Annotated in this window: 15 protein-coding genes; 6 read left to right on the top strand and 9 right to left on the bottom strand. The window is 69.5% G+C overall.

Annotated features, from left to right (window positions below):
• Positions 1-515 precede the first annotated feature (515 nt).
• The gene (locus tag AB0E94_RS40550; protein WP_093619131.1) at positions 516-770 is read right to left on the bottom strand and encodes a WhiB family transcriptional regulator; all 255 of its coding nucleotides are present in this window, start codon (positions 768-770) and stop codon (positions 516-518) included.
• Between the two features lie 411 nt (positions 771-1,181).
• Positions 1,182-2,132, bottom strand: coding sequence for a diacylglycerol kinase family protein (locus AB0E94_RS40545; protein WP_360337574.1), 951 nt, complete (start codon positions 2,130-2,132; stop codon positions 1,182-1,184).
• A gap of 51 nt (positions 2,133-2,183) precedes the next feature.
• Between AB0E94_RS40545 and AB0E94_RS40540 the strand changes: the two genes are divergently transcribed.
• On the top strand, positions 2,184-2,579 hold the full coding sequence (locus AB0E94_RS40540; protein ID WP_360337571.1) for a hypothetical protein: 396 nt from the start codon (positions 2,184-2,186) through the stop codon (positions 2,577-2,579).
• Between the two features lie 38 nt (positions 2,580-2,617).
• The gene (locus AB0E94_RS40535; RefSeq protein ID WP_360337568.1) at positions 2,618-3,310 is read left to right on the top strand and encodes a FadR/GntR family transcriptional regulator; all 693 of its coding nucleotides are present in this window, start codon (positions 2,618-2,620) and stop codon (positions 3,308-3,310) included.
• A gap of 673 nt (positions 3,311-3,983) precedes the next feature.
• Here the strand turns inward: AB0E94_RS40535 and AB0E94_RS40530 are convergent.
• Entirely contained in the window at positions 3,984-4,391 is a 408-nt protein-coding gene (locus AB0E94_RS40530) for an ATP-binding protein (protein ID WP_360337565.1), read from the bottom strand.
• Between the two features lie 102 nt (positions 4,392-4,493).
• Positions 4,494-4,898, bottom strand: coding sequence for a superoxide dismutase, Ni (sodN, locus tag AB0E94_RS40525; protein ID WP_093619126.1), 405 nt, complete (start codon positions 4,896-4,898; stop codon positions 4,494-4,496).
• An 85-nt stretch (positions 4,899-4,983) separates the two neighbouring features.
• Here sodN and AB0E94_RS40520 point away from each other — a divergent pair, with 85 nt between their 5' ends.
• The 3 genes from AB0E94_RS40520 (at position 4,984) to AB0E94_RS40510 (ending at position 7,699) form a co-directional block, all read left to right on the top strand.
• Entirely contained in the window at positions 4,984-5,292 is a 309-nt protein-coding gene (locus AB0E94_RS40520; RefSeq protein WP_360291363.1) for a S24 family peptidase, read from the top strand.
• A 219-nt stretch (positions 5,293-5,511) separates the two neighbouring features.
• Entirely contained in the window at positions 5,512-6,681 is a 1,170-nt protein-coding gene (locus AB0E94_RS40515; protein WP_360337662.1) for an NADP-dependent malic enzyme, read from the top strand.
• A gap of 76 nt (positions 6,682-6,757) precedes the next feature.
• Positions 6,758-7,699: a zinc-binding dehydrogenase gene (locus tag AB0E94_RS40510; RefSeq protein WP_360337562.1), complete on the top strand. Its 942-nt coding sequence runs from the start codon at positions 6,758-6,760 to the stop codon at positions 7,697-7,699.
• A 72-nt stretch (positions 7,700-7,771) separates the two neighbouring features.
• Here the strand turns inward: AB0E94_RS40510 and AB0E94_RS40505 are convergent, their stop codons facing one another.
• On the bottom strand, positions 7,772-8,557 hold the full coding sequence (locus AB0E94_RS40505; RefSeq protein ID WP_360337559.1) for a chlorophyllase: 786 nt from the start codon (positions 8,555-8,557) through the stop codon (positions 7,772-7,774).
• Positions 8,558-8,682: 125 nt separating this feature from the next.
• Here AB0E94_RS40505 and AB0E94_RS40500 point away from each other — a divergent pair, with 125 nt between their 5' ends.
• Positions 8,683-8,844: a hypothetical protein gene (locus AB0E94_RS40500; RefSeq protein WP_360337556.1), complete on the top strand. Its 162-nt coding sequence runs from the start codon at positions 8,683-8,685 to the stop codon at positions 8,842-8,844.
• Here the strand turns inward: AB0E94_RS40500 and AB0E94_RS40495 are convergent.
• The 4 genes from AB0E94_RS40495 to AB0E94_RS40480 all read right to left on the bottom strand — a co-directional run bounded on the left by AB0E94_RS40495 (position 8,833) and on the right by AB0E94_RS40480 (position 16,036).
• Complete coding sequence (locus AB0E94_RS40495) at positions 8,833-9,948, bottom strand: acetate kinase (protein WP_360337553.1); 1,116 nt, start codon at positions 9,946-9,948, stop codon at positions 8,833-8,835. The two genes, AB0E94_RS40500 and AB0E94_RS40495, sit on opposite strands and share 12 nt — an antisense overlap.
• Positions 9,945-12,017 carry a phosphate acetyltransferase gene (pta, locus tag AB0E94_RS40490; RefSeq protein ID WP_360337550.1) on the bottom strand — a complete coding sequence of 691 codons (2,073 nt, stop codon included), beginning with the start codon at positions 12,015-12,017 and terminating at the stop codon, positions 9,945-9,947. The genes AB0E94_RS40495 and pta overlap by 4 nt, the downstream gene beginning before the upstream one ends.
• 75 nt (positions 12,018-12,092) lie before the next feature.
• The gene (locus tag AB0E94_RS40485; RefSeq protein WP_092552910.1) at positions 12,093-12,269 is read right to left on the bottom strand and encodes a DUF6104 family protein; all 177 of its coding nucleotides are present in this window, start codon (positions 12,267-12,269) and stop codon (positions 12,093-12,095) included.
• A gap of 59 nt (positions 12,270-12,328) precedes the next feature.
• Entirely contained in the window at positions 12,329-16,036 is a 3,708-nt protein-coding gene (locus AB0E94_RS40480) for a multifunctional oxoglutarate decarboxylase/oxoglutarate dehydrogenase thiamine pyrophosphate-binding subunit/dihydrolipoyllysine-residue succinyltransferase subunit (RefSeq protein WP_360337659.1), read from the bottom strand.
• Between the last annotated feature and the right edge of the window lie 48 nt (positions 16,037-16,084).

The raw sequence follows: 16,084 nt of genomic DNA, 5'->3' as shown, positions 1-16,084 counted from the left end.
TCCCCGGCTGATCCTCATCGTCGTGTCGCGCGTCCCGGCTGGTCCTCATCGTTGTGTCGCGCGTCCCGGCTGGTCCTCAGCGTTGTGTCGCGCGTCCCGGCTGGTCCTCAGCGTTGTGTCGCGCGTCCCGGCTGGTCCTCACCGCTGTTATCACGCCGCTGAGACAGCGGTGGGAGCCGGCTCGGTCTTGGACGGCTCAGCGGGGCTCTCCGGGGTTTCTGAGAGATGGCTGGCAATATCCTCTTGACTTCGTTGCTCTGGGTGACGATCACTCTGCGCTATGCAATGATCCGGCGCTGAATCGAGGGCTTTCATGATCGTCCTATGCGGAGTGTGCGGGAGTCGCGACTCAAAGCGTCAGGCGCGGCATTTCGAGATCATTAAGCGCGGTCCGCGGAAACGTACCGTGATCGAATTACCGCACAATGGAGTGGCACGCGCTGTGAGGACTTCGAAACAGCAAGACGCCCCGGTGCCGAAGGCCCGGGGCGCGAATGCTGTGTGGGGGATTGATTTCAGGCGGTGGGAGCTCCGACCCGAAGGCCGCCACGACGCTTGACCGCGCGCCGTTCATCTTCGCTCATCCCGCCCCATACGCCGGCGTCCTGTCCAGACTCGAGTGCCCACGAGAGGCATTCCTCGGTCACCGGGCACCGCCGGCACACGGCCTTGGCCTGCTCGACCTGCAGGAGCGCCGGTCCACTCGTCCCGATCGGGAAGAACAGCTCGGGGTCCTCGTCGCGGCAGATCGCATCGTGACGCCAGTCCATGGCGGCAAACTCCTTGTTTCGGATGGGGTAATGAAAACAGTGCTGTTTACCTATATGCGAGCGCAGTGGTTGGCGACGGCTTGTGCCCGTACGCTCACCGATGCGTCAGCAAGCTTTTGTTGTCGGTACCGTTCTGCGCTTCTTGATTAGGAACGCGCACATGCGGCAACCGGTTACTTCTTATCGCTTGTGAATGCTTTCACGAACTCACGCGATGTCAAGGGTAGCGCCGGAAGTTTCTCCCGGTGGGTGAGCTGGCTCACGCACCCATATGTCCGGTTCCGCCGCTACTGCCAGAGCCGGTTGACGAACGCTCCCATCAATGTAGTACGGTCCCGGCCGTTTCGCAGACCTTTTGCCCGTGTTTCTGTAACGGATCGTGAGCACGTGTCCGGAACACGTACCCCGGAGTCAGCAGATCACACGTAGCGCAGATGGAACGGACACGAAGTGCACCTTCTGCCGTTCCCCTAGGTAGTCACCGTCCAGCTGGAATGCCTGGGGCCGGGACGCCACCACGGTGAACTCGGTGATGTCATGCAGACGCAACACCTGTTTACCTCGCGGATCACGCGCCCGCCAGGCGAGTTGGGTCACCGTGCGCGCACTGCCCGGGATCGTCAGACGTCGCAGGGCCGCCACATCGAGCCCGAGATCGAACGAGGCGTCCGGATTTAAATGGACAGGACGGTCACCGACGTACGTCCAGGGCGCGGTGTTCTGCACGATGACCGTGCTCAGTTCCGTGGCCGGAGTCTCACCCGGCCGCTCCAGGGTCAACGGCGGATCAGCCCGATCCATGCCGAGGAAGAACTGGCTCACCGTCGAACGCATGTAGAGCGCCGGCGTCGACGTGCGCCCCCGCATCCGGGCCTGCTCCACCCGGCGGATCGTCGCGGCATCCCAGCCGATGCCGGCGGTGAACGTGAAATAGCGGTCGTCGGCCCGGCCCAGCCCGATCACCCGGTGCCGGCCGTCGCGCAACCCGTCCAGGATCACGCTCGTCCCGTCCGCCCAGTCCCCGGGCATGCCGAGCGCGCGGGCGAACACGTTCGTCGAACCGCCCGGAACCACAGCCAGCGCCGGAAGACGGTCCGCGATCGGGCCCGGCAGATCGGCGAGCGCAGCCGGCGCGGTCAACAGGCCGTTCACTGCCTCGTTCACGGTGCCGTCACCACCCAGCGTCACCACCACGTCGACGCCGCTCTCCGCCGCGTCCCGGGCCAGCCTCGTCGCGTGGCCGCGCCGCTCCGTGTAGGCCACCGAAAGTTCCACGGCACTGCTCAGCGCGCGCACCAGCACGTCGCGGCTCCGCTCCGTGGTGGTCGTCGCCCGGGGGTTCACCACCAGCAGTGCGCGCATGCGCGGACTGTACCCGCCGGAGCGCCGGAGCACTGTCGGTATGGTGCAGCAGTGACAGGTGAGAAACCCGCGACCACCCGCGCCGTCGCCCTCGAATGGGGGGTCCGGCTCCTCTACCTGCAAGGCGTCGGGCTGAGCGCGCTCACCGCGTACCTCATCGTCCTCGATCTGACCCGCGACGAAATCGTCATCGCGGTCGCCGCGTCGCTCACCGTGATGGCCGCCCTCGCCGCGGCCTCGGTCTTCCTGATCGCGCGTGCCCTCGGGCGCCGCGCCGTCCGGGCCCGCGGGCCCGCCGTCGTCGTGCAGCTGTTCCTGCTCGCGACCGGCGGATTCCTGGTGCAGTACGGCACCACCTGGGCGGGCGTCGCGCTGCTCGTTCTCGCGACCGTGACCGCCGGGTTGATCCTCGTTCCACCCAGCAGCCGAGCGTTGGGCGTCGATTAGCGGGTCTCCGGAAGCGGATCAGGGCCTAACCTGGACGGGTGACCGGTTCAACGGTGCGCCCACCCGCCTACCAGCAGCTAGCGGACGAGTTGCGGGCGGAGATCACGTCCGGGCGCCTGCAACCAGGCGAGCGACTTCCGCCCGAACCCGAACTGTGCGTGAAGATCGGCGTCAGCCGCAGCACAGTCCGGGAAGCGTTACGGCTGCTCGCCAGCCAGCATCTCATCGTCACCACCCGTGGAGTCACCGGTGGGAGCTTCGTCGCGCACCCCGACGCGGAACAGCTCGCGGACGGGCTGTCCACCGGGTTCGCGCTGCTCAGCCACTCGGCTGCGGTCGGTCTCGCCGACCTGCTGGAGCTCCGGCGGGCCCTTGAGGTCCCGGCCGCGGGACTCGCTGCGGTTCGCCGGGAGGAAGCGCATCTCGGTGAACTCCGTGGCGCCCTGTTCGATCCTGACATCGACGACTTCGACACCATGTTGGCTGCGCATTCGTCCTTTCACCGGGCGATCGCCAAAGCCACTGGGAATCCGTTGTTCGAGCTGGTCGGGCGGCCCCTCTATCAGGCGACCTACGGGGAAGAGGTGATCGGGTCGCTTCCCGACGGGTACTGGGCGCAGATCGACAGTGATCATCGGAGTCTGGTCGAGCGCATCGCTGCCGGGGACGCCGAGGGGGCGACGCGAGCGGCGTCGGCGCACCTGGACTACATCGCGTCCACGGTCCGCTGAGCGCTCGGTCGTGTCCGCGGTTGCGGGGGCGATCCGTTGCGTCGGCGGTCCGGCGAGTGGTTCGACGTGTCCGCGGCTCGCCGGCCGATTTGCGGGGCCGTGGTTCGTCCGGCCGGTTGGTGGATTCGCGGCTCGCTCGGCCGATTGGCGGATCCGGGGTTCGCCAGCCGATTCGTGGGTCCGCGGCATGCTGGGGGCTGTCCGATTCGGATCGCTGTCGGGTGATTCCGTGCTGCGGGATCTTGCACGAATGTGCACCCTCGGGCCGATCTTGCTGGCTAATTCACGTCCTGGGCGGGAGAAGGCTGCAAGATCCGCGCGGGGAAGTTGTTCTTGCAAGGTAATTCACCACGGGACGGGATAAATCTTGCAAGATCGCCGCGAGCCCGGAAAACCGTGCAAGATCGCCGCGAGCCCGGAAAACCGTGCAAGATCGCTGCGAACGCGGAAAACCGTGCAAGATCGCCGCGAGAGCGAAAACCGTGCAAGATCGCCGCGCGTGGGTGGGGTGGGGAGATCTGCGGTGGGTGTGAGTGGAGGTGAGCGCGCGAGGCCGCTGAGCTGGGTGTGAGTGGGGATGTCGCGGGGCTGGGCTGGTGTGGTTGGGGCGGCGGAGAGCGTACCCGCGGAGGGTTTGGAAAGGTCTCGAACCGAGAGCGGACCCGGCCGCGGGTCAGAATTCGGTGCGGCGGGTCAGCAGGCGGATCGTGGCGTGGCGGCCGTTCGCCTCGGCGGCGGCCGATGTGGTCAGGGCCGTCAGGACCTTCCAAGCGAACGATGACTCCGACGGCAGGCGCGCCCCGCGGACCGTGGCCACTGTCACCTCGACGGTGAGGGCGTCGTCGGTCACGGCGAAGCGGCACTCGAGCTCCGCGTTGCGGGTGGCGATGGCCAGCAGCATGGCGCAGGCCTCGTCGACGGCGATGCGCAGGTCCTCGATCTCGTCGAGGGCGAAGTGCAGGCGGGCGGCCAGGCCCGCGGTGGCGGTCCGGAGGACGCCCAGGTAGCCACCGTCGGCGGGCACCGTCAGCAGTACGACGTCGTCTCCGACATCCGGCTCCAAGTCCGTCAACTGGATCACCCGTGCCCTCCTCCCGATGGAGAGACTCTAGCGGCTGAACGGCGCGACCGGATGATCCGCCCGGTCGCGCCGTCGACAGCGCGTGCGCTCGGTAAGGAGCGGTCAGGCCTGCTTGGTCTCCCAGAAGATCTTGGAGATCTCCTCGATCTTGCCGAGCAGCTGGTCGGCGACGGCCGGGTCGACCTGGCCCTTGGCGCCCGCGGCGCCGGCGAGCTTGGTGGCCTCGTTGAAGAGCTGGTGCAGGTGCGGGTACTTCTCGAAGTGCGGGGCCTTGAAGTAGTCGGTCCACAGCACCCACAGGTGGTGCTTGACCAGCTCGGCCCGCTGCTCCTTGATGAGGATGGCCCGGGTGCGGAACTCGGGGTCGGTGTTCGCCTGGTACTTCTCGGCGATCGCCTTGACGGACTCGGCCTCGATCCGGGCCTGGGCCGGGTCATACACACCGCACGGCAGGTCGCAGTGGGCGCTGACCACGGTGCGCGGGGTGAGGAAACGCGGAAGTCGCATCAGGACTCCTCCATAGAGTTTGCGATGATCCGAGGTTGACACTACCCCTTACGCCCTTGAGGTAACGCGACGGAGGCTTGATGCCGTGCGGTGGCAATTACCACTGTTCGCCGTACTCGTCCGGGGACCTTCGATGGTCCCCACGCTGCGTGCCGGGGACGCTCTGATCGTCCGGCGCGGCGGCCGGGTGCGGCCCGGTGACGTCGTCGTGGCCGAGTTCCGGTCGCGGCCGGGCCTGCTGGTGGTCAAGCGGGCGGCCGCGGAGCGTGACGGAGGGTGGTGGCTGCTGGGCGACAACGAATTCGTTGAGGACGATTCACGTGCTCACGGCGTCGCCGATGTCATCGGGCGTGTGATATTTCGCTACTACCCGAGACCGTTCCGGTTACGTTAGTGTCCTCTGATCCCCAGCGCACACCCGCGCTGGAGGTGGTTGTACCGGGTGATCCCCGCATCGCACCGTGGTTCCGGCGCATACTCGCGACCGGGATTTCAGCAGGTGCCACGTATCAATGTCGATGCAGTGTGGAGTTTCACCGTGTCTTTCTTCAGTTTCGAACTCGATCCCGCCCTGGCCGCCGATCCCGTCTTCGACCTGCACCGCCGGGGCAAGATGACGATGAGCGCGACCGTCCCGCTGGCCAGCCGCGACGACCTGTCGCTGGCGTACACCCCCGGGGTCGCCCGGGTCTGTGAGGCGATCGCCGAGGACGAGGGGCTCTACCCCGACTACACCTGGACGTCGAACACGGTCGCCGTGGTCACCGACGGATCCGCCGTCCTCGGGCTCGGCAACATCGGCCCGAAGGCCGCCATGCCGGTCATGGAGGGCAAGTCGGTCCTGTTCAAGCAGTTCGGCGGCGTCGACTCGATCCCGATCGTGCTGGACACCCAGGACGTCGAGGGGATCATCGCGACGGTCAAGGCGATGGCCCCGTCGTTCGGCGGCATCAACCTCGAGGACATCAGCGCGCCGCGCTGTTTCGAGATCGAGCGCCGGCTGGACGCCGAGCTGGACATCCCGGTCTTCCACGACGACCAGCACGGCACCGCGGTCGTCACGCTGGCCGCCCTGCGTAACGCCGCCAAGCTGCTCGGCCGCTCGTTCGGCGACCTGCGCGTGGTCATCAGCGGGGCCGGCGCGGCAGGTGTCGCGATCACGAACACCCTGATCGCGGCGGGTGTCGAGGGCGCCAACATGATCGTCGTCGACTCGCGCGGCATCATCCACGCCGAGCGCGGCGACCTCAGCGGCATGAAGGCGGAGATCGCCGCCGCCACGAACGTCTCCGGGCGGGCCGGTGGCATCGCCGAGGCGCTGATCGGCGCCGACGTGCTCGTCGGTGTCTCCGGCGGCAACATCCCGGAGGAGGCGCTGACCGGCATGGCGCCCGGCGCGATCATCTTCGCGCTGGCCAACCCGACGCCGGAGGTCCACCCGACGGTCGCGCACAAGTACGCGGCGATCGTCGCGACCGGGCGCAGCGACTTCCCCAACCAGATCAACAACGTTCTGGCGTTCCCGGGGATCTTCCGGGGGGCGCTCGACGTCCGGGCCAGCACGATCACCGACCGGATGAAGGTGGCGGCGGCCGACGCGATCGCCGCGATCGTCGCCGACGAGCTCCGGGCCGATGCGATCGTGCCGTCGCCGCTGGACCCGCGGGTCGCTCCGGCGGTTGCGGCGGCGGTTGCGGCCGCGGCCATCGAGGACGGGGTGGCGCGGCGGGCGGTCGCCCCCGCGGCGCCGACAGCTCCGGCGGTCGGGACCCAGCGCGCCTGACAGATCGACACTCGTCACGCCGCCTCGCCCGACCGGTGAGGCGGCGTGACGCGTTAACGGTCGCTAAGGTCGGGAGATGCGCGCTGCCTATGCTTCCGCCCTCAACCCGGAGGAGCCGCTCAGCGGCCTGACCCTGGGCGAGCTGCCGCTCGCCGTCCCGGACGGATGGGTGCCCGTCGACGTGCGGGCCGCCTCCCTGAACCACCACGACATCTGGTCCCTGCGCGGCGTCGGCCTGCCCGCCGACCGTCTGCCGATGATCCTCGGCTGCGACGCCGCCGGCGTGGACCCGGACGGCAACGAGGTGGTCGTCTACCCGGTGGTCGAGGACAAGGCCGATCCACGGGGCTTCTCGCTCTTCTCCGAGCGCCACCCGGGCACGCTCGCCGAGCGCCTGGCCGCGCCCCGGGAGAACCTGATCCCCAAGCCGGCCGGGGTGTCCTTCGCCGAGGCGGCCTGCCTGCCGACGGCCTGGCTCACCGCCTACCACATGCTGGTCACCCGCGGCCGGGTCAGCGAGGCCGGCGCGGTCCTGGTCCAGGGCGCCGGCGGCGGGGTCGCCACCGCGGCGGTCGCGCTCGCCGCCGGCTTGGGCAAGAGGGTGTACGCGACCAGCCGCGACCCTGGAAAGCGGGAGCGGATCGCCGAGCTCGGAGCGACCGCGGTGGAACCGGGCGCACGGCTGCCGGAGCGGGTCGACCTGGTGATCGAGTCGGTCGGGGCGGCCACCTTCGACCATTCGATGAAGTGTTCGGCCCCGGGCGCCCGGATCGTGGTGTGTGGCGCGACGGCCGGTCATCGGGCCGAGATCGACCTGCGCCGGGTGTTCGCCATGCAGCTGGAGATCCTGGGCAGCAGCATGGGCACCCCGGACGAGCTGGCCGCCCTGCTGGAGCTGGTGGCGTCCGGCAAGGCGCGCCCGGTGATCGACTCGACCTACCGGCTGGCCGAGGCGGACCGGGCGTTCGCGCGGCTGGCCGGCGGCGACATCTTCGGCAAGATCGTGGTGGAGCCCTAGCGAGGCATGCTCGTTGGAGCCCCGAGCGAGGCGATCGTTGGAGCCCTAGCGAGGCATGATCGTGGTGGAGCCCTAGAAGGTGCTGGTCAGGCCGTCCTGTGGCAGTCGCTGCCGGGCGGCCTGATCACCGTTCAGGGTCCAGCGCCAGAAGTCCGTGGTGGTGGCGGCGACCAGGGCCGGCTCGTCGCGGTGCGGCAGGTGCCCGGCCTTCGGGATGTCCAGGAACCCTTTGGGCCAGGGCACCTCGTTGTACGCTCCCCACGCCTCCGCGGAGGTGACCGTCTCGTCCTCGCCGCCTTGGACGAACAGCACCGGTGCGGCCGGGCCGCTGAACGGGGCCGGCTGTGGCATCTGCCGCCCGGCGATCATCAGCCCCGCCTTGAGACGGTCGTCCCGGCTGCCGCTGAACAGCCCGACCGTGGTGATCGCGCCGGCTGAGTGCCCGGCCGCGGCGATCCGTTGTGGGTCGACCCGGCCGCCGAGCGACTTGAGCAGCTCGGTGATCACGTATTGCGCGTCGGCGGGCTGGTTCACCACGTCGTCCGCGTCGTATTCAGGCGCCCCGTACCAGGTATGTGGATATTTCGGACCGGCCACCAGGAAACCCGCCGCCGCCCAGGCGGCCAGGAGTTCGGCGTAGTCGTCAGGCTGCGAGGTCAGCCCGTGACTGAAATAGATCAGCGGGTGCGGGCCGTTCCCGGCGGGCAGCCAGACCTTTGTCGGCAGGGAGCGGTCGCCCCCGCGGTTGAAGCTGAAGTCCGACGCGGGCGCTGACGCCGCCGGCGACGGCGCGGGCGCCGACGAGCACGCGCTCAGCCCGGCGGCGGCGAACAGGGTGAGGAAGGAACGGCGCAACACCCGGGCCATTGTGCCGTCCGAAGATCAGAAATCCCTGGTAGGAGGGCGTTGCCGACATCACACGGGGTCCGCCGAACAGGTGCCGCGCTTAGCGCATCTGGAACCGGTTGGCTAGGGTCTTGCCCATGTCAGATAACCAGGTCGACCCCAGTGGCAACACCGAGGCGTTCCGGGCGTTCACCGGCACGGGGCCGGAGGCGGAGACGCCCTCCAAGATCCCGTATGTGATCGGCGGCCTCGTCGCGGTCGTGGTGATCGTGCTGGTCGTGATCCTGCTAGTCCGCTGACCCGATCGCCTTCCGCGCCTCCGAGGCGATCTCCAGCTCCTCCTCGGTCGGCACCACACACACCGCGATCGGCGACCCGTCCGGTGAGATGACCGTGGCGTTGCGCTCGTTGCGGTCCGGGTCGACGGTGATGCCGAGCGGCGTCAGACCGGCGAGCGTGTTCGCCCGGACCGGCCGTGAGTTCTCGCCGACCCCGCCGGTGAAGGTGATCGCGTCCACCCGGCCCAGTACCGCCAGGTAGGCGCCGGTGTACTCACGGAGCCGCCGGCAATAGACGTCGAAGGCGAGTGCCGCGTCCGGGTCGCCGGCCTCGTACCGCTCCTGCACCGAGCGCAGATCGTTGTCGCCGGCCAGCCCCAGCAGCCCGGAACGCCTGGTCAGCAGCTCCTCGATCTCGTCGACAGGCATCCCGGCCACCCGGTGCAGATGGAAGATCAGGCTCGGGTCGACGTCACCCGACCGGGTGCCCATCACGAGCCCCGGCAACGGGGTCATCCCCATCGACGTGGCCACGCTGCGGCCGCCACGAACCGCCGTCGCGCTCGCCCCGTTGCCCAGGTGCAGCGTGATCACGTTGGTCTCGCCGACGGGCCGGCCGAGCACCCGGGCGGTCTCGCGGGACACGTACGCGTGCGAGGTCCCGTGGAACCCGTACCGCCGCAGCCCCCATTTCCCGGCGATCGCCCGGTCGATCGCCCAGAGCGCGCCCTCCGGCGGGATCGTCGAGTGGAACGCCGTGTCGAAGACGGCCACCTGCGGCACCTCGGGCAGCAGCTTACGAGCCACCCGCAGCCCGGTCAGAGCGGCCGGATTGTGCAGCGGGGCGAGCGGGATCAGCTCCTCGATGGTGGCCAGCACCTCGTCGTCGACCACCGTCGACGCGGTGAACCGGTCGCCGCCGTGCACCACCCGGTGCCCGACCGCGGCCAGCCCGGACAGGTCCAGTTCGTCCATCAGCCGCTGCAGCGCCGCCCCGTGGTCGGGCGCGTCGCCGCCGGCCTCGCCGATCCGCTGGATCAGGCCCTTGGCCAGCACCTCCGAGCCGTCGAAGAGCCGGTAGCGCAGCGACGACGAGCCGCTGTTCAGCACAAGTACCCTGCTCATCTTGCTCCCGCCTGGATCGCTGTGATGGCGACCGTGTTCACGATGTCCTTCACGGTGGCGCCGCGGGACAGGTCGTTGACCGGCGCCCGCAGGCCCTGCATCACCGGCCCGACCGCCACCGCGTTCGCCGACCGCTGGACGGCCTTGTACGTGTTGTTGCCGGTGTTCAGGTCGGGGAAGACGAAGACGGTGGCCTTGCCGGCGACCGCGCTGCCCGGGAGTTTCGCGGCGGCGACGGCCGGGTCGACCGCCGCGTCGTACTGGATCGGGCCCTCGACCGGCAGATCCGGCCGGCGCTCCCGGACCAGGGCGGTGGCGGCGGCGACCTTGTCCACATCGGCGCCCGCCCCGGAACTGCCCGTCGAGTAGGACAGCATCGCGACCCGCGGCTCGATGCCGAACGCCGCGGCCGTCTGCGCCGACGAGAGCGCGATGTCGGCCAGCTGTTCCGCGTCCGGGTCGGGGTTCACCGCGCAGTCGCCGTAGACCAGCACCCGGTCGGCCAGCAGCATGAAGAACACACTGGACGCCACGGTCAGGCCGGGCACCGTCTTGATGATCTCGAAGGCCGGGCGGATGGTGGCCGCTGTGGTGTGGGTGGCGCCGGAGACCATGCCGTCGGCCAGGCCCGCGGCGACCATCAGGGTGCCGAAGTAGTTGACGTCACGGACCACGTCGTACGCCAGATCGAGGGTCACCCCGCGGTGTCTGCGGATCTCCGCATAGCGCTCGGCGAACCGCTCCCGCAACTCGCTGGAACCGGGGTCCACCAGGTGCGCCCCGGCGATCTCCACGCCGATCTCGCGGGCCCGCCGGTTGATCTCGGACGGGTCGCCGAGCAGGGTCAGCTCGGCCACCCCGCGGCGCAGCAGCGTCTCGGTGGCCCGCAGGATCCGCTCCTCGGTGCCCTCCGGCAGCACCAGGTGCCGGCGGTCGGCGCGGGCCTTGTCGATCAGATCGTTCTCGAACATCAGCGGTGTCACCCGGCTGGACCGGGCCACGTCGAGCAGCACCGACAACTCGGCCGTGTCGACGTTCTCCTCGAAGGCGCCGAGCGCGGCCTCGATCTTGCGAGGGGTGCTGAGCTGCGCCGTGATCCGGTCGGCGGCGGCGATCGTGTGATAGCTGTCGGCCTTGGTGACCAGCATCGCCAGCCCGGTGTTGAGCCGCTCGATCACCCGGACCGCGCGCTCGTCGGCCGGCTCCCCGAGCGTCAGCACCAGCCCGGCCAGCGTCACGTTGCCGGCCGCGTGCGCGGCGCTGGCGGCCACCAGCAGGTCGGCCCGGTCGCCCGCGGTGATCAGCAGCGCCCCGTCGGTCAGTGCGCCCAGCACGGTCGGCACATGCCCGGCGCCGACGACGTAGTCGAGCACGTCACGCTCCAGCGCGCCGGCCGATCCGGCGATCACCGTCGCGTCCAGCGCGGCCGCCACCTCACCCACCGTCGGCGCGGCGATCGCCGGGACCTCCGGCACGGCCCAGAACGGGACCGGCAGGCCGGCCTGAACACCACCGGCGATCCCTTGCGGCACCCGGTTCGCGATCACCGCGACGACCGTCGCGCCCAGATCGACGAGCGAGTGGTACGCACTACGCGTGGCCGCCGCCAGCGAATCCCCGGAGCGCCCCTCGCCACTGACCACCGGCACCACGACACTGCCGAACTCGGTCGCCAGCCGTGCGTTGAACGCCAGCTCCCGGGGCAGCTCCTCGCCGCCCTCCTCGGGTTTGTCGGTGAAGTCGCTGCCGACCACCACGACCGCGCTGCTGCGCCGCTCGACCTCGCGGTAACGCTCGACGATCCGGCCGATCAGCTCCTCCCGCCGGCCGTCGGCGACCAGGGCGCCGGCCTCGGCCAGGGTGACGCCGAACGAGTCCTCGACACCGACCGGGCCGGGATAGCGCGAGCGCAGGACCTCCAGCAGCGGATCCCTGCCACTCGCGGAGACCAGCGGCCGGAAGACGGCCACCTTCGCCACCTGACGGGAGAGCAGCTCGACGATGCCGAGCGCCACGGTCCCCTTGCCGACGGACGGGCCCAAGCCCGCTACGTACACGCTGCGTGCCACGCCCTCAACCTACCGGCCCGGAACCTGCCGGGCCGGGCCGAAAGTCCCGATCACCGGATGACCCGGGTCACCGGATCACTCGTCGTCCTCGTCGTCGCGGGCCAGCCAGGTGGCGAGCCGCTCGATCGGCGTCTCGAACTCCGGGTGCATGTCGACGAAGGTGCGCAGCTGCTCGCCGAGCCACTCCAGGGTCACGGTCTCCTCGCCACGCCGCTGGACCAGTTCCTCGATGCCACGATCAGTGAAGTACATGCCTGGATGGTAAAAGGGCCGCCCCGGGAAACCCGGAGCGGCCCTCCTGCCTCAGCGCGTCACGGACGCGGCAGCGCGGCCTCGATCAGCGCGGCCTGCTCGGCGTCGTGCATCTTGGCCGAGCCGACCGCCGGGGCGGCCGCAGCCGGCCGGGAGATCCGGCGCAGCCGGACGTTCTCCAGGTGCTCCAGCAGGTTGAGCGCCACGAACGACCAGGCGCCCTGGTTGGCCGGCTCCTCCTGGACCCACGCGAAGTCCTCGGCGTTCGGGTACTTCGCGAGCTCCGCCTTCAGCTCCCCGACCGGCTGCGGGTAGATCTGCTCCATCCGGATGATCGCCGTGTCGGTGATGCCCCGGTCGGCCCGCGCCTGGAACAGGTCGTAGTAGACCTTGCCCGAGCAGAGCAGCACCCGCTTCACCGAGTTGCCGTCGAGCGGCTGGCCGTTGACCCCGGCGTCGCCGAGCACCGGCTGGAAGGCGCCCTGGGTGAAGTCGTTCACCGCGGAGGTCGCCAGCTTGTGGCGCAGCAGCGACTTCGGCGACATGACCACCAGCGGCTTGCGCTTGGTGGACAGGGCCTGGCGGCGCAGCAGGTGGAAGTAGTTCGCCGGAGTGGTCGGGTTGGCCACCCGCATGTTGTCCTGCGCGCAGAGCTGGAGGAACCGCTCCGGGCGGCCGGACGAGTGGTCCGGGCCCTGGCCCTCCATGCCGTGCGGCAGCAGCAGCACCAGCGAGGACTGCTGGCCCCACTTCACCTCGCCGGAGGAGAGGAACTCGTCCACGATCGACTGGGCGCCGTTGACGAAGTCACCGAACTGAGCCTCCCAGAGGACCAGCGCGTCCGGGTTCTCCACCGAGTAGCCGTACTCGAAGCCCATCGCCGCGTACTCGCTGAGCAGCGAGTCGTGCACGAAGAACCGGGCGCTGCCGGTGGCCAGCGAGCTGAGCGGCAGGAAGTCCTTGCCGGTCTTCGAGTCCACGATGGCCGCGTGCCGCGAGGTGAACGTGCCACGCCGCGAGTCCTGACCGGCCAGCCGGACCGTCACACCCTGGCCGAGCAGCGAGCCGAACGCGATCAGCTCACCGAAGCCCCAGTCGATGCCGCCGTCGGTGGCCATCTTGGCCCGCCGGTCGAGCAACTGCTGGACCCGCTTGTGCGGGGTGAAGCCCTCGGGCAGCTCGACGTGCGCCTGGCCGATCGCGCGGACCGTGGCCGGGTCGATCGCCGAGTCCACCTGGGGCTCCGGCTCCTCGGCGATGATGTGCGGCCGGGGCGGGCTACCGGCGGCGTCGCGGGTGGCCTTGAAGACCTCCTCGAGACGGCCCTGGTAGTCGCGCAGCTGCTCCTCGGCCTCCTGCACGGTGATGTCGCCGCGGCCGATCAGCTCCTCGGTGTAGAGCTTCCGCACGCTGCGCTTGGTGTCGATGATCTGGTACATCCGCGGGTTGGTCATCGACGGGTCGTCGCCCTCGTTGTGACCGCGGCGGCGGTAGCAGATCATGTCGATCACGACGTCCTTGTTGAACGCCTGCCGGTACTCGAAGGCCAGCTTCGCGACCCGGACCACGGCCTCGGGGTCGTCACCGTTCACGTGGAAGATCGGCGCCTCGACCATCCGGGCCACGTCGGTCGAGTACATCGAGGAACGGCTGTACTCCGGGGCGGTGGTGAAGCCGACCTGGTTGTTCACGATCACGTGGACCGTGCCACCGGTGCGGTAACCGCGCAGCTGCGACAGGTTCAGCGTCTCGGCGACCACGCCCTGACCGGCGAACGCGGCGTCGCCGTGCACCAGCACCGGCAGCACCGTGTAGCCGTGCAGGCCCAGGTCGAGACGGTCCTGCTTGGCGCGGACGATGCCCTCCAGGACCGGGTCGACGGCCTCCAGGTGGGACGGGTTGGCGACCACGCTGACGGTGGTGGAGAACTCGCCGTTCGGGGTCGTGTACTTCCCGGTCTGGCCCAGGTGGTACTTCACGTCGCCGGACCCGTGCGCGGTCTTCGGGTCCATCTGACCCTCGAACTCGTTGAAGATCTTCTCGTACGGCTTGCCGACGATGTTGGTGAGCACGTTCAGCCGGCCACGGTGGGCCATGCCGATCACCATCTCGTCCAGCCCCGCCTCGGCCGAGGACTGGAGCACCGCGTCGAGCAGCGGGATCAGCGACTCGCCACCCTCCAGCGAGAACCGCTTCTGCCCGACGAACTTGGTCTGCAGGAACGTCTCGAACGCCTCGCCCGCGTTCAGCCGGTGCAGGATGTGCTTCTGCTCGTCGGCGTCCGGCTTGGCGTACTTGACCTCGATGCGCTCCTGGACCCAGCGGCGCTCCTCCGGGTCCTGGATGTGCATGTACTCGATGCCGATCCGGCGGCAGTAGCTGTCCCGCAGGACGCCGAGCACGTCACGGAGCTTCATCTTCTCCTTGCCGGCGAAGCCGCCGACCGGGAAGGTCCGGTCCAGGTCCCACAGGGTCAGCCCGTGCTGGAGAACATCCAGGTCGGGGTGCTTGCGGATGGTGAACTCGAGCGGGTCGGTGTCGGCCATCAGGTGGCCGCGCACCCGGTACGCGTGGATCAGCTCGATGACCCGGGCGGCCTTGTCGATCTGCCCCTCGGAGGTCCGGGCCACGTCACGCACCCAGCGGACCGGCTCGTACGGAATCCGCAGCGACGTGAAGATCTCGTCGTAGAAGCCGCGCTGGCCGAGCAGCAGCTCGTGCATCACCTTGAGGAACTCGCCGGACTGGGCGCCCTGGATGACCCGGTGGTCGTAGGTGCTCGTCAGCGTGGTGACCTTGCTCACGCCGTGCTCGGTGAGGGTCTCGTCGCTCATCCCGGAGTAGGGCGCCGGGTACTCCATGGCGCCGACGCCGATGATCGCGCTCTGCCCGCTCATCAGCCGGGGGATGGAGTGGACGGTGCCGATGCCGCCGGGGTTGGTCAGCGAGATCGTCGTCCCGGAGTAGTCCTCCATGGTCAGCTCGTTGCGACGGGCCCGCCGGACGATGTCCTCGTAGGCCTGCCAGAAGCCGCGGAAGTCGAGCGTCTCGCAGTTTTTCACCGACGGCACCACCAGGGTGCGCGAGCCGTCCTTCTTGACCAGGTCGATCGCGATGCCGAGGTTGATGTGCTCCGGCTGCACCAGGGTGGGCTTGCCGTCGATCTCGGCGTAGGTGTTGTTCATCTCCGGGTGCGCGACGACCGCACGGACCAGCGCCCAGCCGATCAGGTGGGTGAAGCTGACCTTGCCGCCCCGGCCCCGGGAGAGGTGGTTGTTGATGACGATGCGGTTGTCGACCATCAGCTTGGCCGGGACCGCGCGCACCGACGTAGCGGTGGGAACCTGGAGGGAGGCCTCCATGTTCTGCACGATCTTGCCGGCCACGCCGCGCAGGGTGACGGTCTTGGCGCCGGTCGGGGCCTCGGCGGCGGCCGGCTTGGCCGCGGGCCGGGCGGCGGGAGCGGCGGCCGGGGCCGGCTTCGCAGCGGGCGGGGTCACCGGCTTGGGCGGGGCGACCGTGGCGGCGGCCGGGGCGTCGGTGCCGGCCTTGGCCGCGGTCGCGGTCGCGTTGGCCGCGGTGGCCTCGTCCGGGGTCACGATCGGGCCCTGGGACGTCGCCGGCTTGTAGTCGGCGAAGAAATCGTGCCAGGCAGGGTCGACACTGGTCGGATCGGCCAGGTATCGCTGGTACATCTCATCGACGATCCACTCGTTGGGACCGAAGTCCGCGAGTGGATTGTCCTGCGAAGTCTGCTGCGTCGACACTGCCGCGTTCGCCTCTTTCACCGTTTTTGTCATCGCGTGACTGCTCCG

The organism is Actinoplanes sp. NPDC026670 (assembly GCF_040638175.1).
Taxonomy (GTDB): Bacteria; Actinomycetota; Actinomycetes; order Mycobacteriales; family Micromonosporaceae; genus Actinoplanes.
Note: the sequence above shows the minus strand (reverse complement) of the source record. Positions and strands in the feature narration are given on the sequence as shown.

Excerpts from the sequence above, each read along its gene's own strand:
- AB0E94_RS40485 (WP_092552910.1), bottom strand. The coding sequence starts at position 12,269 with ATGTACTTCACTGATCGTGGCATCGAGGAACTGGTCCAGCGGCGTGGC.
- AB0E94_RS40495 (WP_360337553.1), bottom strand. The coding sequence starts at position 9,948 with ATGAGCAGGGTACTTGTGCTGAACAGCGGCTCGTCGTCGCTGCGCTAC.
- AB0E94_RS40515 (WP_360337662.1), top strand. The coding sequence starts at position 5,512 with ATGACGATGAGCGCGACCGTCCCGCTGGCCAGCCGCGACGACCTGTCG.
- sodN (WP_093619126.1), bottom strand. The coding sequence starts at position 4,898 with ATGCGACTTCCGCGTTTCCTCACCCCGCGCACCGTGGTCAGCGCCCAC.
- AB0E94_RS40510 (WP_360337562.1), top strand. The coding sequence starts at position 6,758 with ATGCGCGCTGCCTATGCTTCCGCCCTCAACCCGGAGGAGCCGCTCAGC.
- AB0E94_RS40545 (WP_360337574.1), bottom strand. The coding sequence starts at position 2,132 with ATGCGCGCACTGCTGGTGGTGAACCCCCGGGCGACGACCACCACGGAG.
- AB0E94_RS40550 (WP_093619131.1), bottom strand. The coding sequence starts at position 770 with ATGGACTGGCGTCACGATGCGATCTGCCGCGACGAGGACCCCGAGCTG.
- AB0E94_RS40500 (WP_360337556.1), top strand. The coding sequence starts at position 8,683 with ATGTCAGATAACCAGGTCGACCCCAGTGGCAACACCGAGGCGTTCCGG.